At 71.3% G+C, this 13999-nt stretch carries 15 protein-coding genes; 9 read left to right on the plus strand and 6 right to left on the minus strand.

Annotated elements, in window-relative coordinates; all coding sequences use genetic code 11:
• Window positions 1-12 precede the first annotated feature (12 nt).
• The 3 genes from Hrr1229_RS11160 to Hrr1229_RS11170 form a co-directional block, all read right to left on the minus strand.
• Window positions 13-1287, minus strand: a complete 1275-nt coding sequence (locus Hrr1229_RS11160) for a phosphohydrolase (RefSeq protein WP_123112827.1) — start codon at window positions 1285-1287, stop codon at window positions 13-15.
• Between the two features lie 78 nt (window positions 1288-1365).
• Window positions 1366-1830, minus strand: coding sequence for a universal stress protein (locus Hrr1229_RS11165; RefSeq protein WP_123112826.1), 465 nt, complete (start codon window positions 1828-1830; stop codon window positions 1366-1368).
• A gap of 703 nt (window positions 1831-2533) precedes the next feature.
• Window positions 2534-4126 carry a heme-binding protein gene (locus tag Hrr1229_RS11170; RefSeq protein ID WP_123112825.1) on the minus strand — a complete coding sequence of 531 codons (1593 nt, stop codon included), beginning with the start codon at window positions 4124-4126 and terminating at the stop codon, window positions 2534-2536.
• Between the two features lie 139 nt (window positions 4127-4265).
• Here Hrr1229_RS11170 and Hrr1229_RS11175 point away from each other — a divergent pair, with 139 nt between their 5' ends.
• On the plus strand, window positions 4266-5462 hold the full coding sequence (locus tag Hrr1229_RS11175; protein ID WP_123112824.1) for a lycopene cyclase domain-containing protein: 1197 nt from the start codon (window positions 4266-4268) through the stop codon (window positions 5460-5462).
• Between the two features lie 100 nt (window positions 5463-5562).
• Window positions 5563-6228 (plus strand): PadR family transcriptional regulator, encoded by a 666-nt coding sequence (locus tag Hrr1229_RS11180; protein ID WP_255212490.1) that lies wholly within the window; start codon window positions 5563-5565, stop codon window positions 6226-6228.
• On the opposite strand, the gene Hrr1229_RS11185 is transcribed toward Hrr1229_RS11180, so the two are convergent.
• Window positions 6215-7027 (minus strand): SDR family NAD(P)-dependent oxidoreductase, encoded by an 813-nt coding sequence (locus Hrr1229_RS11185; protein WP_176329406.1) that lies wholly within the window; start codon window positions 7025-7027, stop codon window positions 6215-6217. The genes Hrr1229_RS11180 and Hrr1229_RS11185 overlap by 14 nt on opposite strands.
• Window positions 7028-7149: 122 nt before the next feature.
• On the opposite strand from Hrr1229_RS11185, the gene Hrr1229_RS11190 reads away from it, so the two are divergent.
• Complete coding sequence (locus Hrr1229_RS11190) at window positions 7150-7356, plus strand: hypothetical protein (RefSeq protein ID WP_123112823.1); 207 nt, start codon at window positions 7150-7152, stop codon at window positions 7354-7356.
• A gap of 131 nt (window positions 7357-7487) precedes the next feature.
• On the opposite strand, the gene Hrr1229_RS11195 is transcribed toward Hrr1229_RS11190, so the two are convergent.
• Both Hrr1229_RS11195 and Hrr1229_RS11200 read right to left on the minus strand, forming a co-directional pair.
• Window positions 7488-7724 (minus strand): hypothetical protein, encoded by a 237-nt coding sequence (locus Hrr1229_RS11195; RefSeq protein WP_123112822.1) that lies wholly within the window; start codon window positions 7722-7724, stop codon window positions 7488-7490.
• A 108-nt stretch (window positions 7725-7832) separates the two neighbouring features.
• Window positions 7833-8606 (minus strand): GTP cyclohydrolase III, encoded by a 774-nt coding sequence (locus tag Hrr1229_RS11200; protein ID WP_123112821.1) that lies wholly within the window; start codon window positions 8604-8606, stop codon window positions 7833-7835.
• A gap of 193 nt (window positions 8607-8799) precedes the next feature.
• On the opposite strand from Hrr1229_RS11200, the gene Hrr1229_RS11205 reads away from it, so the two are divergent.
• The 6 genes from Hrr1229_RS11205 (at window position 8800) to Hrr1229_RS11230 (ending at window position 13873) form a co-directional block, all read left to right on the plus strand.
• Entirely contained in the window at window positions 8800-9579 is a 780-nt protein-coding gene (locus Hrr1229_RS11205; protein WP_123112820.1) for an HAD-IIA family hydrolase, read from the plus strand.
• Between the two features lie 312 nt (window positions 9580-9891).
• Entirely contained in the window at window positions 9892-11292 is a 1401-nt protein-coding gene (locus tag Hrr1229_RS11210; RefSeq protein WP_123112819.1) for a DUF92 domain-containing protein, read from the plus strand.
• Window positions 11289-11741 (plus strand): N-acetyltransferase, encoded by a 453-nt coding sequence (locus Hrr1229_RS11215; RefSeq protein WP_123112818.1) that lies wholly within the window; start codon window positions 11289-11291, stop codon window positions 11739-11741. Before Hrr1229_RS11210 ends, Hrr1229_RS11215 begins: the two co-directional genes overlap by 4 nt.
• Before the next feature lie 92 nt (window positions 11742-11833).
• On the plus strand, window positions 11834-12247 hold the full coding sequence (gene hisI, locus Hrr1229_RS11220) for a phosphoribosyl-AMP cyclohydrolase (RefSeq protein WP_123112817.1): 414 nt from the start codon (window positions 11834-11836) through the stop codon (window positions 12245-12247).
• Window positions 12248-13408, plus strand: a complete 1161-nt coding sequence (locus Hrr1229_RS11225; RefSeq protein ID WP_123112816.1) for a hypothetical protein — start codon at window positions 12248-12250, stop codon at window positions 13406-13408.
• 66 nt (window positions 13409-13474) lie between these two features.
• The gene (locus Hrr1229_RS11230; protein WP_123112815.1) at window positions 13475-13873 is read left to right on the plus strand and encodes a hypothetical protein; all 399 of its coding nucleotides are present in this window, start codon (window positions 13475-13477) and stop codon (window positions 13871-13873) included.
• Window positions 13874-13999: the final 126 nt, after the last annotated feature.

A 13999-nucleotide genomic window follows, 5' to 3' on the forward strand; every position in this document is an offset into this window, starting at 1 on the left:
GCGGACGACCGCTTACTCCTCGTCGTCGGCCTCGGACTCGGCTGACTCCCCGTCGGCCGCGACCTCCTCGGCGACAGCTTCGAACGCGGCGAGGATGACCCGCTTGCAGGCCTGCCCCTCGGTCGTCCAGTGCTGGGCGTAATCGAGCATGTCGTCGTAGATGTCCGGCTTGCAGCCGGCGGCCTGCGGGTGGCCGCCGCCGTTGACCTTCCCGGCGACCTCGTGGGCGTGCTGGAATCCCTCGGAGCCGCGGATCGACGCGGAGCCGGCGGGCTTGACGATCACCGCGGCGTCGGCGCCCGCCTCGCGGAGCGTCTCCGCGACCTCGTTCTGCGAGCACCGACCGTACGTCACCGCGACGCTCCACTCGCCGACCTCGTGGGTGACCGCGCGGTCGACGGCCGCGTCGATCCGGGCCTCCTTCTCGACGCGCCGGTCGGCGACGAACGCCTCGACGGTCTCGGGGAGGTCGGCGCCGTACGCGCCGACGACCGTCGCGTACTCCTCGCCGCCGGCCCAGTAGGAGTAGTCGGCGAGGTCGTCCGAGCGCGGGTCCTCCTTGATCCAGAGGTCGTGGTCGCGGGTCACCGCCGCCAGCTCGGCCCATCGGTCGTCGAACGCGTACTCCAGCGAGCGGAGCGTCACGTCGGCCGTGCACTCTTCGTCGGACTCACCGACCACGAGATCGACGCCGAGCTCGCGGACCGCCGCGGCCGTCTCGTCGTCCCACTGGTGGTGGTCGAACCACCGGATCGAGTCGGTCGCCTCCGCGAGCGCCTCCAGCGGCTCCGCGATCCACTCGTAGTCGTCCGGGCAGAGGTCGCAGACGAACAGGTCGATATCGTCGTCGGCGTACGCGAGCACGCGTTCGAGCGACGCGTCGAGCGAGTACGGCCCCGCTGAGACCAGCCCGACCGGCGAGCGCGTGTGGGCGTCGGCGGTGGGACCGTCCTCGTCGCCGTCCGCCTCGCCCGTCAGCGCGTCGTCATCGTCGGTCTCCGCCTCGTCCTCCTCCCCGTCGCCCGCCGCGAGACGAGCCGCGATGGCCGCCTCGAAGTCGGCGGCGTCGAGCGCGGCGTCGTACGCCTCGCGGATCATCGCCGCGCAGGCGAGCCCGTCGGCGTCGCCGTCGGCGATCACGACCGCCTCGCTCCCCTCGATCGCCTCCTTCGCTCGCCGCTCGGCGCGCTCCTCGTCCAGCGAGTCCGGGTAGAAGAAGCCCTTGCCGGGCAGCCGCGTGTACCGCGAGCGAGGGATCCCCGCCTCGTCGATGAGATCGTCGTCCATACCGTCGACCCGAGCGGAAGCGGGAAAACTCCGCCGTTCTCGGAGCGCGTCGCCCCGTCCCCTCGGTGCGTCCGCTCCTTAGATCGTCGTTCGGCGCTGGTCCTCGTCGGTGAGCTGGCGGACGGTGAGCACGGGGATCGGGCAGGTGCGCACGACGCGCTCCGCGACGGAGCCGATGAGGAACCGGTTCTCGCCGTGGCGACCGCGGGTTCCCATCGCGACGACGTCGGCGTCGATATCCCGGGCGTACCCCGAGATCTCGGCGGCCGGCCGCCCCTCGCGCACCTCGGCCGTCACGTTCAGTCCGGGGTCGCGCTCCGCCGCGGCGTCGGCGACCTGTTCGAGCGCCGCCTCGCCGTGGTCGTCGAGCGCGTCGCGGAGGTCCTCTCGGACCTCGTCGGGGGTGGACTCGACCTCGCCGCTGTCGACGATGTAGACGGCGTGGACCTCGGCGTCGAAGCGGGCGGCGATGTCGACCGCGACGTCGACGGCCCGGCGCACGCTGTCGGAGCCGTCGGTCGCGACCACGATCGTGTCGAACATACGCCTCCGTTCGCCGAGCCGATAGTTAAAAACAGGCGGTCGACGCCGGCACCACGTCGATCGACACCGCGAGCGCGGCGACGGAATATTTTATAAACGACTGAGCCGGTGCGGCGGCGCGCGCCTCCGAGCGGTCGCCCTCGGCGACCGCGAGGAGCACGTGCGAGGGAGTCAGTCGTCCGGAGCGAAGCGGAGGACGACTGACGAGGCTGGGGAGGTGTGAGGTGCGGTTGCGGTCCCGCGAGTGGAACGAGCGGGAGCACGGAAGTCGCAGCCCGCGCAGCGAACGCAGTGAGCGAGCAGGACCGTCTTCCAGCGGTGCTGCGCGGGGCGGGGCTCAAAGGGGCAGCCGGGAGGCGGGCGCAGGCGATGTAAGCACCGCAACGAGGGAGCGAACGTAGTGAGCGACCGAGTGAGGAGCGCAGCGAGCGTGCGCCCGCCTCCCGGCTGGGGCTTTGGAGGTGTTCACCGTCGATCCGTCAGCAACGATTTATAATCGAGCGACCGGAGCTTTGGGGGTGTCCACCGTCGCTCCGCTGGCAACGATTTATAAATAAACGACGGGGACGTCGGAGACATTCGTTCCGTCTTCAGGAGTCATTTATAAGTAATCAAACGGCGATCGGCCGATCGACAGCAACGAATAATAACCGATCTCCACTTGAGCGATCACTTATAAATCGCGATCCGCGCACCGCCTCGCCTACGCCAGGAAGACGTGGCGCGGCCGGTCGGCCAGCACCTCGCGGCCCCACTCCACCGTCTCCCGGAACTCGTCGGAGCCGAAGAAGGTCATCGCGTCCTCCTTCGCCTCCCACTGGCTGGCGATGAACATGTCGTTCTCGTCTTCCACGTTGCTCATTAGGTCGGTCTCGACGTGGCCGTTCATCTCCGCGAGAATGTCGCCGACCTCGTCGAACGTGTCGCCGAACTCCTCGCGGTAGTCGGGCTTGACGGTGTAGAACATCCCCATCGTGCCGAAGCCGGACTCCTCGCCGGCCCGCGCGACGACCTCCGGGAGCTCCGAGAGGAAGCCGGCCGCGGTCTCGGCGGCGGAGGCCGTGTCCCAGATGGAGACGACCGCGGCCCGGTCGGTGTGTCGGCCCTCGTACACCGCCGTCTTCACGTGGGTGCCGTAGTGGTCGAAGTTGCCGCGGAGCCCCTCGACCTCGTCGAACAGCTCGTCGACGTCGGCCTCGCTGTACAGCACGGTCGCGTACACGTCCTCGCCGTGCGGCTTCCCGGCGTAGATGTCCAGGTCTGCGAGCTCGCCGCGGATCTCCTCGTCGGAGACGCCCCCGCCGTCCCCCTCGTCGCCCGCGTGCGGGTGGTCGCCCTCGCCGCCCGCGTCCTCCTCGCCGTGCGGGTGGTCGCCGCTGGCGGAGCCGCCGCCGGCGCCGGCGTGGTCGTGGCCCTCGCCGTGGCTCCCGTGACCGTCGTCGCCGTGGTGGCCGCTCTCGCCGTGGTGACCCCCTTCGCCGTGGTGGCCCCCCTCACCGTGACCGCCCTCTTCGCCCGTGGGCACCGTCTCGCCCGCGAGGTACGCGCCCAGGTCCGCGGGCGGGAACCGCCGGCCGATGTAGAAGTCGCCGAACTCGCCGTAGCGCGAGGAGGCGGGGTCGAACCGCATCTCGTAGACGATGTCCTTGATGTCCGTCGGATCCGATCCGAACAGCGTGACGCCCCACTCGTGGCTGTCGAAGCCGACCGAGGAGGCGATCACCTGCTTGATCTTGCCGGCGTACTCCTTGCCGACCTCGCCGTGACCGGCCATGAGGTCGGCGCGGTCCTCGAAGTCGAGGTCGTACCAGTTGTACTCCTCGCCGCGGCGCTTGCTCATCGGGTAGAAGCAGACGTACTCGTCGTCCGGGATCTCCGGCGTCAGCTTCCCCTCGATGTACCGCCGGAGGCCGGCGTCGACCTCCTCCGGCCCCTCCTCGAAGTACGCGTCCGAGACGTAGCCGGAGACCTCGGTGACGGAGACGTACGAGGTCGTCCGCTCGGTGAACGCCGCCAGGGCGGTGTCCTCGAAGCGGCGCTCGATCGACGAGAGATCGTCGAGCGACGGCCGGAAGTGGACGAACAGCAGGTCGGCCTTGTGCCCGAGCACGGAGAACAGCCCGGAGTCGCCCTCCTCGGCGTCGGCGACCAGCTCGCGGTGTTTCAGGAAGGCCTCGCCCTCCTCGATCGCTCGGCGTCGCTCCCGCTCGGGGGCGTCGCGCCACGCGTCCCAGTCGATCGACCGGAAGTCGTGCAGCGCGAACCACCCCTCCTCGGTCTGTGGTGCCTCGACCATACCTCGGCTTGGGGCCCCGGACCTTAGGGGTTTGCGAGTCGTCGCCGCGTCTCCGGAGCCGAACTCGTCTCGGCGAGTCGGGCGGGCGTACCTGTGAAACCCCCAACAGGATTAATCGTTATTAGTGCGTTGGTAACACATGGCGATCGCTCGGCACGAACGGGGACTGCGGGCGGACCTGCGGGCGTTGCTCTCGCAGGTCCATCCGGTGTTCATGTTGCCGCCGCTCGCGGCCTCGTGGTTCGGCGCGGCCGTCGCCGGCGAGTTCGGCCTCGCGGTGGGCGCGATCCACATGACCGCCATCTTCCTCGCGGTGTACACGGCGCACGTGAAGGACGGCTACGTCGACTTCCATCGCCGCGGCGAGGACGACGACCACCCCATGACGGTCCGCGGCTGTCGGCTCTCCCTCCTCGCCGCCGGCGTCGGCTTCGCCGCCTGTACGCTCGCGCTCGGCGCGCTCGTCGGCCCGGGCGCCGCGCTCGTCACCCTCCCGACCTGGTTCATCGGGTACCTCCACGCGCCGCAGCTCGACACGAACCCGCTCACCACGACGCTAGGGTACCCGACCGGCATCGCGCTCGCGCTGCTCGGCGGGTTCTACGTCCAGACGACCGAGGTGACCGCGACGATACTCGGCTTCGCGCTCGTCTTCCTCGTCACGCTCGCCGGGGTGAAGATCATCGACGACGAGCAGGACTACGCGTACGACCGGTCGATCGACAAGCGGACCGTTTCGGTGGTGCTCGGCCGACCGCGGGCCCGGACGCTGGCGTTCGCCCTGCTAATGACCGGGCTCGTCGGCGTCCTCTGGGGGACGGTCGGCGGACTGTTCCCCCCGTCGGCGCCGGCCGCGGCGCTGGCGTTCGGCTCGGTAGCGGTGGTGGCCAGACCGGCCCGCCCGACGATCGCGACGATGCTCCTCATCCGCGGCGCCTACGTCTTCTTGGCCCTCTTGATCGTGGCCGTCTGGTTCCGGCCGCTGTCCGGCGCTCCGCTCCCCGACATCACCGTGTTCGGTCCGTACACGTACCTCGCCACCGAGGTCGCCTTCGGGGCGGTCGCGCTCGCCCTGCTCCGCTACGCCGGCGCGCTCCGTCGGTCTGCCCGGACGATCGCCGCCCTGTACCCGATCGCGTACCTCTGGGACTGGTACACGCTGGAGGTCGGCGTCTTCGAGATCACGATGCGCACCGGGTACGACCTGTTCGGGATCCCGATCGAGGAACACCTCTTCATGATCGTCGTGCCGGCGCTCGTCCTCGGGGTTCACGAAACGATCCGGACGCTCTCGTCCGAGTCGGACGAGTCGTCTCGAAGCGACTCGCAGGCGTGAGCGCGCTCGTCGACGACGCCCGCGTGAATCCGTTCGCGGTGCGACCGCCGGTCCGCGTCCGACCGAAACGCTTTCCGAGTCTCCCGTAAAGGAGGTGACGATGCGGAAGAGCGGACCGCCGAAGGGACTGATCTCGTATCTCGTCTTGGAGCTACTCGACGAGCGACCCCGGTACGGCTACGAGCTGCTGGGCGAGATCACCGCGATCAGCGGCGGCCACTGGGAGCCCTCGTACGGCTCGCTCTACCCGATCCTCTACAAGTTCGAGGACGAAGGCGTCGCCGAGCGCGTCGAGCGCGCCGACGAGCCCGACCGGAAGTACTTCGCACTCACCGACGCGGGCCGCGAGGAATTGGTCGAGAAGCGCCGGGAGATCGGCGCGGAGGCGAAGGAGTTCGGCGACGTCGTCCTCGGCTTCTACCACCTGTACGCCGCGCTCGCCACCGACGACCGGTTCGACGTCGACGACGCGGACGGCGACTGGGAGTACTCCGAGCGCTACAGCGCGTGGATCGTCGAGCAGACGATCCGCCACCACGAGCGCGACTTCGGCGAATTCGAGCGGATCGACGCCACGCCGGAGGAGTTCTACGCGGGGACGGACGCCGCGGGCGACGCGGACGACGCCGAAGGGACGGACGCCGAAGCCGCGGGCGACGGCGAAGGGGTGGACGCCGGTGGCGCGGGCGACGCGGACGACGCCGCCGGCGACGGCCCAACCGAGGGGGACGCGGCCCCCGACGGCGGCGACGCTACCGATCGATGAGCCGCCCGAGCACCCCGCCCGGGAGCCCGGCGCGGACCAGGCGGTCGTACAGCCGATCTGGGAGCACCGCGGCCAGCCGCGGGAGCCAGCGCGCGCGGCGGCTCACTCGGTAGACCGCGCGCGGCCGCTCGGTCGTTGCCGCGACGACGACCCGCTCGACCACGGTCTCGAGGTCGGTCGCGGCGGGCGCGTACCCCTCGAACGCCCGGTAGGCGTCGGCGTACGGGCCGTCGGGGTCCTTCGCGTTCCGGTCCGAAATCCCCGCGGCCGCGCGCTCGTTGAACCCGGTCGGGACCGGCCCGGGCTCGACGAACGCGACCGTCGCGCCGTGGGGCTCGACTTCGCGGCGGAGGGCGTCGGCGTACCCCCGCAGTCCGGCCTTCGCGGCGCTGTAGGCGCCGTGATAGGGGAGCGCGGTCGACCCGATCATCGAGCCGACCACGACGATCCGGCCGCCGCGCTCGCGGATCGACGGGAGCGCGGCCCGGACGACCGTGTGGACCGCGGTCAGGTTCGTGTCGAGCTGGCGGCGGAACGAGTCCACGGCGGTGTCCTCGACCGCCGCGATCTCGTACCCGCCGACGCAGGAGACGACGCGGTCGAACTCGCGCCCGGCGAGCAGCGCCTCGACCGCGTCGCCGTCGCGTAGATCGAGGGCGTGCGTCTCCGCGGCGTCGGGGAGGGCGGCCAGCCCGTCGGCGTCGCGGTCGATTCCGGTCACGTCGTGGTCTGCGGCCGCGAGCGTTCTGACGACGCCGCCGCCGATCCCGCCGGCCGCCCCGGTCACGAGGACGCGCATGGGAGCCGATAGCGCCCGGGGCGTGGTGACGCTGGCGGTTCGGGGCGGACGCGCGGTTCGCGAGGGGGGCTCCGGGTCGCCCTCCCGAAGGCATATATCGCCGACCCGCGATTACCCGACGTATGTCCACCGACGAACCGTCCGTCCCGATCGTCTGTACCGAGTGCGAGACGGAGACCAGCGTCCCCCTCTCCGACGTGGCGGACGCGCTCGCGAAACACAACGACGGGAAACACGACGGCGAGGAGGTGGCGGAGGTCGACCCGGCGTTAAAAGATCAGCTCGCCGACCTCGTCGCCGAGGACCTCGGGCTCTTCGAGGAGGCGTAGGCGAGAGAACGCGGCCGGGGATGACGTAGGCGAGAGAACGCTACCGGAGGTGGCGCAGTGGAGAGAACGCGGCCGCAGGAGGCAACGGGCTGCGGACGCCGGCGTCGGTCGCGGACCGTTCTCGCGGGCGGTCAGTCGTTCTGCGCGAGGGCGCCTTTCGGGTGGCCCTTGTGCTGGAGGTTCCGGTTGTCCCGCTTCCGAGTCGCCGTCGCCGGGATGACCGTCTCGGCGTCGACCTCGTCTCGCGGTCGCCCGGTGTAGCCGTGGTCGGGGTGCTCGGCGCAGTGGGCCATCGCGTCGTGCGACCCCTCCCACGGCCCCTCGTCGCAGTCGTCCGCCGTGCAGACGAACACTATCTCATCGGACATGTTGACGGAGGATTCCCGACCGGTCTATATAAACGTGGAGCCGTAGTTATCAAAACAGATAACGGACGCCCTTGCGGGGCGGTCCGGCCGCCGGGCCCGAGTCTCGGCTCAGTCGCCGGCAGCGGGGACGCCGAACAGCTCGACGCTCGTGCCGTCGTGGCGGCAGTCCTCCAGCGCGTGCTTGGCGGCGAACCCCGCCTCGTGAGCGGAGGCGCCGCGGCCGACGCCGACTTGGAGTTCCACGCCCACATCGTCTTCGACGTGCGCGACCGCATCGGCGAACGCGCGCTCGGGGAGGTCGGGGCAGACCGAGATGATGTTGTCGCCGCCGACGAAGAAGGAGAGCGCGCCGTGCTGCTCCCGGAGGTACCGCATGACGGAGGCGTACGCCTGTTCGATGTTGATGAACGTGTCGAACTCGTTGAGCTGGTCGGTGTACTTGCCGGTCGCGTTGACGACGTCGAAGTGCGCGACCTGGAGGTCCGAGCCCGTCGCCTCCGTGAGGTACTCGCCGGCGAGCACCTCGGTCCGGGCCTCGTCCTGCGCGCTTCCCTCCACCTGGAGCCGGCGGTTCGCGTCCTCCAGCGCGTCGACCGGTCGCTCGGCGACCGCGGTGCCGAGGCTGACGCTCACCGGGTAGCGGTTACCGATCGATTCTTGGAGGGCCGCGTGGGCCGCGCCGTCCATGCCGTTCGTCACCGCGACCATGTTGTCGAAGCGCGTGAAGAAGACGTACGCGTCGCGGTGGCCGACGAACTGAGCGATGTCGGCGAAGAGCCGCGACTGGAGCGTCTGGAGGTCCATCTCCCGGCGCGGCTCCGGCGTCGTCGTCCACGGCCCGTAGTTGTCGATCTGGACGAGGGTCACCTGGGTCGTCGTCACAGTACCGTTGGTTGGGAGTCGGGCCGCTTTACCTTTCCGTTATCCCGAAGGTGAAACCCGTACCGAATTTGGAACCCGCGTGCGGCGGGACGGGCGCGACGGCCCCGCAACCACTCGACCGTGGCGCACTCCACAACCACTCGACCGTGGCGCACTCCACAACCACTACGGCCGTGGCGCCCCGACGACGGACATGGCATTCAGCGGCGCCGTCATCGACGTGGACGGCACGGTCGTGCGAGGCAACGATCCGATCCCGGGCGCTCCGGCGGGCTACCGTCGGCTCCGCGAGGCCGGGATCGAGACGCTGTTCGTCTCGAACAACCCGACCAAGGCGCCGCCCGCGTACGTCGACCGGCTCGGCGCCGCGGGGTACGACGTCGACGCCGACCGGGTGTTCACGGCCGGGACGGTGACGACGCGCTACCTCCGCGAGCACCACGCCGACGACGACCTGCTGTGTATCGGCGATCCCGGGCTGCTCGACCAGTTCGCGGAGGCGGGGCTCTCGACCACCGACGACGTCGACGCCGCCGATGCCCTCGTCGCCTCGATCTCCCGAAATTTCGACTACGACGACCTCTGTACCGCCATGTGGACGCTCGAGCGCGACGTGCCGTTCATCGGCACCGACCCCGACGTTGTCATCCCGGCCCCCGAGCGCGACGCGCCCGGCTCCGGGGCGGTGATCAACGCGATCGCCGGCGTCGCGGAGCGCGAGCCCGACGTCGTCTTGGGCAAGCCGTCGGACCCCGCGATCGAGATGGTGAGCGAGCGGCTTCCCTACCCGCCCGAGGAGTGCCTCGTCGTCGGCGACCGTCTGAACACGGACATCGCGCTCGGCGAGCGAGCGGGAATGACCACGGTCCTCGTCCGGTCCGGCGTGACCGACGAGGACCGGCTCGCCGCCGCCGACGTCACCCCCGACTACGTCCTCGACGATCTCGGTGACATCGACCGAGTCATCGACTGAGCGGGGCGCTGGCGTCGCACCCGACATCCGCCACCACGCTTCTCCCGACATCCGCCAGCTCGCCTCGCTCACGCTGCCCCTGTCACTTCCGCTCCGTGGCTAACATTTATAAAAGCCAGACGCCTCCCGTCGCGTATGAGTGACGTTGACACGCGCGAGGAGGCGACCGGGGACGACGACGAGGACCCGGAAAGCAGGGTCCGCGTGATCGAGGGGCACGCGGTCCGGTTCAACGAGTATCGATACTGACCGACGCCGCGGTCGCCGGCCGGTGTCGGGACCGTTAAGTGCTCGTCCCGGGTAGCCGACTGTGTGATACGGAGGCTCCGACGCGCGAGTACCTTCGCCGCTGTGGCCGCGCTCGCGGCCCTCGCGCCGACGCTCGGCGACGCCGCCGTCGTGCCCTTCCTCGCCGTCGCCGGCCTCGCCTTCTTCGGGATCCGCGACGGCGAGTGGTTCGAGACGCTCGCGCTCCCGGGCGACCGGGAGGAGGAGCGGCTGTACGGACTGGTCGCCTTCTCGGTCGCCGCCGCGGGCCTCGCGCTGTTCGCCTCGCTCCCCCGCGCGCCGCTCCCGTACGAGGCGTTCGCCGCGGCGGCGCTCGCCGTCGGCGGCGGGCGACTGGGCCGGGAGCTCGTCGGCCGGTCGACGAGCGACGAGTTCCCGCTCGTCGCCGGCTACGTCGGCGTCGGCGCGCTCGCGGCCCTCGCCGGACAGGTCGCGGTGCGCCTCCAGACGGAGCTCCTCGGCGTCGCCGGCGGCCTCTCCCTCGGCGGGCCCGCCCCGGCCCCGAGCCTCGACCCCGCGGGGGCGACGTCGGCGCTGGCGACCGCCCTCCCCGACCTCGTCTTCCTGGCGTCCGTGGCCGCGCTGACGGCCGCGCTCGTGCGGTCGCTGGTGTTCGCCCGCGACGCGCACATCACGGTCATCCTCGTCGCGTTCGCGGTCTGGGGGTTCGTCGCGCTCGACCCGGCGGTCACGGTCCCCCTCGTCGCGTTCGGGCTCGGCGTGACCGCCGCGCTCGGCTACGTCTCCTTCGCGCTCGGCACCGCCTCGGTCCCGGGCATGCTGACCGGGGTGCTCTCCGCCCTGCTCGCCGTCGTGCTCGGCGGCGTCGGCTGGTTCCTCACGCTGATGGCCTTCTACGCCGTCGGCGGCCTCGCCTCCAAGTACCGGTTCGACGAGAAGGCCGCGCGCGGCGTCGCCCAGGAGAACGAGGGGGCCCGCGGCACCGGCAACGTGCTGGCGAACTCCGCGGTCGCCTTGGCCGCGCTCCTCGGCTACGCGGCGACCCCCCACCTCGGCGTGCCGGCCGCCCCCTTCGCGTTCGCCTTCGCCGGGGCGACCGCCACCGCGATGGCCGACACGCTCTCCTCGGAGATCGGCGGGCTGTTCGACGGGCCCCGGCTCGTCACGACCCTCCGGCGGGTCGAGCCCGGCACCGACGGCGCGATCACGTGGCAGGGCGAGCTCGCCGGGCTCGCGGGCGCGCTCCTCGTCGGCGGCCTCGCCGCGGTCGGGATGCCGGTCGGCGACCCGGTCGTCGGCGGCGGGCTCGTCGTCCTCGCGGGCGTCGCCGGCATGACCGTCGACAGCGTCCTCGGCGCGGTGGTCGAGGGCGAGCGCGTCGGCAACCAGGCCGTGAACTTCCTCGCGACGCTGTCCGGGGCGGCGGTCGCGGTCGCGGCCGCGCTGGGGGTGGCGGGGTTTTGACCCGCTCTGCCGACGACGAGGAGTCCGCCGCCGCCCCCGACCCGCGCGTTCGGGCCGCCCGCCCGACCGACGCCGACCGGATCCGCGAGCTGCAGGGGTTCCTCTGGCGGCCGAACCCGGACCTCCTGGAGTACGGGCTCGCGGTCGGGTCGGCGCTCGTGAGCGTCGCGGACGGCCGGACCGTCGGCTACCTGCTCCCGGTCGACGCCCCGAACCGGCCCGGCGTCCACGTCGCCGAGCTCGTCGTCGACCCGGACCACCGGCGCGAGGGGCGCGCCAGCGGCCTCCTCTCGGCCGCGATCGCGGACGCGGACGGACCCGTGACGCTGCAGGCGCACCCCGACAACGAGGGGGCGCTCGCGCTGTACGACGGGCTCGGCTTCGAGGTCGTCGACCGGCGCGCCGACGCGTACGCCGACGGCGACGCGCTCGTGTTGCGGCGGGAGTAACGCCGGCACCGTCTCGGGTGGGAGTAGCGCCGCCGCCGTCTCGGGCGGGAACAGACAAAAGGACTATTCGAGCCCCGCGCCTCCGCCGAGACATGAGTGACGCCGACGCGGACGCGGGAGCGAGCGGGGCCGGCGAGGACGGGGGCGACGGCATCGACGTCGACTTCGGCGAGGATGGGCTCGTCCCCGCGATCGCCCAGGACGCCGACTCGGGCGAGGTGCTGATGCTCGCGTACGTCTCGCCGGAGGCGCTCGACCGCACCCGCGAGACGGGCGAGGCCCACTACTACTCCCGGTCGCGCGACGAGCTGTGGCGCAAGGGCGGCTCCTCCGGCCACACGCAGGCGGTCCGCGAGGTGCGCGTCGACTGCGACGCCGACACCCTGCTGTACCTCGTCGACCAGAACGTGGGAGCGTGTCACACGGGCCACCGCTCCTGCTTCCACCGGACGATCGACGGCGAGCACGTCGGGGAGCGCGTCTTCGACCCCGAAGAGGTGTACTGAATGGGCGGCGCCGCGGAGGAGAGTAAGACGGGCGAGACCGACCCGGTCGCCGAGGCGGGCGAGGCGGCCGCGACGCTGCGCGAGCGCTACGACGAGCTCCGGCGGCTCGAGGAACGGATCGCCGACCTCGGCCGGGAGCGCGTCGAGGCCGCGGCGGACACGTATCGGCGGGCCCACCGCGTGCTCGACCAGTACGAGGAGGACGCGGTCGGCAGCGGCGACTTCGCGGCCTACGTCCAGTTCGAGGGCGAGTTCGCGAACGCGGTCGACGTCGACGACGACGCGCTCGCGGCCGACGCGTTCGCGGCCGCCGACGAGGCGGTCGACAAGAAGCGGCTCTCCGAGTCGGACTTCGCGGCGGCCCGCGAGGCGCTCGACCCCGCCGGCGAGTACGTCGACCTGCTCGCCGACCGCGACGAGGCGGTCGACGACTACCGCGCCGCGCGCAAGGACGCGCGAGCGGCGCGGAAGGCCCTCGCCGCGCGGCTCGACGAGCTGCGCGAGGTCGCGGAGATGGCCGACGCCGACCTCGACGCCGACGTCGACCGCCTCCGCGAGCCGGTCGCGACGTACAACGAGGCGGTCCGCGAGTCGTTCGCCGACTTTTATAAGTCGGCGTCGGCCCGCGACGTCTTCGCCTTCCTCGACCGCGCGGACGCGACGCCGTTCGTCGACGTCAGAGTCCCGCCGACGGACCTCGCCGAGTACGTCGCGGAGTACGAGGCGGGCGAGGAGCCGCTGCCGACCCTGCTGGAGTACGCGGACTACTCGAACTCCAAGCTGGAGCACTACGTCGAGGACCCCGGCGCGCTCCGGACGGCGGTCGCGGTCCACCGCACCTACATCGAGCGGCTCGACGGCGAGCCGCTGACGCTGGACTGGCCGCCCGCCGGCGGCGACGAGCTCGCCTACGAGATCGACGAGCTGATCCCGCTGGTCTCGCGGGTCGCCGACGACGAGACGGTCGCGACGCTGCGGGCCGTGCGCGACCTCGCGCGCGACGACGCGTACGAGCGGCTCCGCCGCGCCGCCGAGGTGCGCGACGCGCTCGACGAGCCGGAGCTGGAGCTCGTGCGGACCGGCGCGATCCACGACCGGGTGCACGAGGCCGAGCGAACGCTCGATATCGCCGAGGACGTGCTGGCGGAGACGGAGCGGTAGCGGGCTTTTAAATCGGAGCGGGGGGAGTCGGGGCCTTTCAAGAGCCGCCGGCGCCGACGTGGTGGCATGACCCGATTCGACGCCGCGACAGGGGACGAGCGGCTGAAGCTGTTCGCGGACGCGGCGACCGCCCACCGGACCCGATCGAGCGACGTGATGACCGTCGACGTCGACCCCGACAGCGACGTCACCGAGGGCGGCGAGGTGCCGCCGTGGATCCAGCTCGCCGGCACGGAGGTGGTCTTGGACTGCACGGACGACGAGTTAGAGCGGCTGAAGGAGTTGTTGGGGGAGTTCCCGGAGTTCCGGATCGACGAGCTCGTCAGCCCGGAGGAGGCCGAGGGGACGAACGCGGTCGTCACGGCGCGCTCTGACGCCAACCGCGTGGCGGGATTCATCGAGCGCGCGTTCCGCGAGGTGTACGGGCTCGACGAGGAGTACCGGGCCTGGGTGACGGCTATATAACTCGGAGTGGGGTGTTGCTGTCGGGTGTTTATAATTGAGTGACGGCTCGGCGGTGACGGCTTTCGGATTCCCAGCCGCCCGCTTATAAATCGTTGATCGTGGCTTGACGGTGAAAACCTCCAAAGC

It is taken from the genome of Halorubrum sp. CBA1229 (genome assembly GCF_003721435.2).
Lineage (GTDB): Archaea > Halobacteriota > Halobacteria > Halobacteriales > Haloferacaceae > Halorubrum.

Bases quoted from the DNA above. Each gene is read 5' to 3' on its own strand.
- Hrr1229_RS11160 (WP_123112827.1), bottom strand. From the start codon at position 1,287: ATGGACGACGATCTCATCGACGAGGCGGGGATCCCTCGCTCGCGGTAC.
- Hrr1229_RS11165 (WP_123112826.1), bottom strand. From the start codon at position 1,830: ATGTTCGACACGATCGTGGTCGCGACCGACGGCTCCGACAGCGTGCGC.
- Hrr1229_RS11170 (WP_123112825.1), bottom strand. From the start codon at position 4,126: ATGGTCGAGGCACCACAGACCGAGGAGGGGTGGTTCGCGCTGCACGAC.
- Hrr1229_RS11175 (WP_123112824.1), top strand. From the start codon at position 4,266: ATGGCGATCGCTCGGCACGAACGGGGACTGCGGGCGGACCTGCGGGCG.
- Hrr1229_RS11180 (WP_255212490.1), top strand. From the start codon at position 5,563: ATGCGGAAGAGCGGACCGCCGAAGGGACTGATCTCGTATCTCGTCTTG.
- Hrr1229_RS11185 (WP_176329406.1), bottom strand. From the start codon at position 7,027: ATGCGCGTCCTCGTGACCGGGGCGGCCGGCGGGATCGGCGGCGGCGTC.
- Hrr1229_RS11190 (WP_123112823.1), top strand. From the start codon at position 7,150: ATGTCCACCGACGAACCGTCCGTCCCGATCGTCTGTACCGAGTGCGAG.
- Hrr1229_RS11195 (WP_123112822.1), bottom strand. From the start codon at position 7,724: ATGTCCGATGAGATAGTGTTCGTCTGCACGGCGGACGACTGCGACGAG.
- Hrr1229_RS11205 (WP_123112820.1), top strand. From the start codon at position 8,800: ATGGCATTCAGCGGCGCCGTCATCGACGTGGACGGCACGGTCGTGCGA.
- hisI (WP_123112817.1), top strand. From the start codon at position 11,834: ATGAGTGACGCCGACGCGGACGCGGGAGCGAGCGGGGCCGGCGAGGAC.
- Hrr1229_RS11225 (WP_123112816.1), top strand. From the start codon at position 12,248: ATGGGCGGCGCCGCGGAGGAGAGTAAGACGGGCGAGACCGACCCGGTC.
- Hrr1229_RS11230 (WP_123112815.1), top strand. From the start codon at position 13,475: ATGACCCGATTCGACGCCGCGACAGGGGACGAGCGGCTGAAGCTGTTC.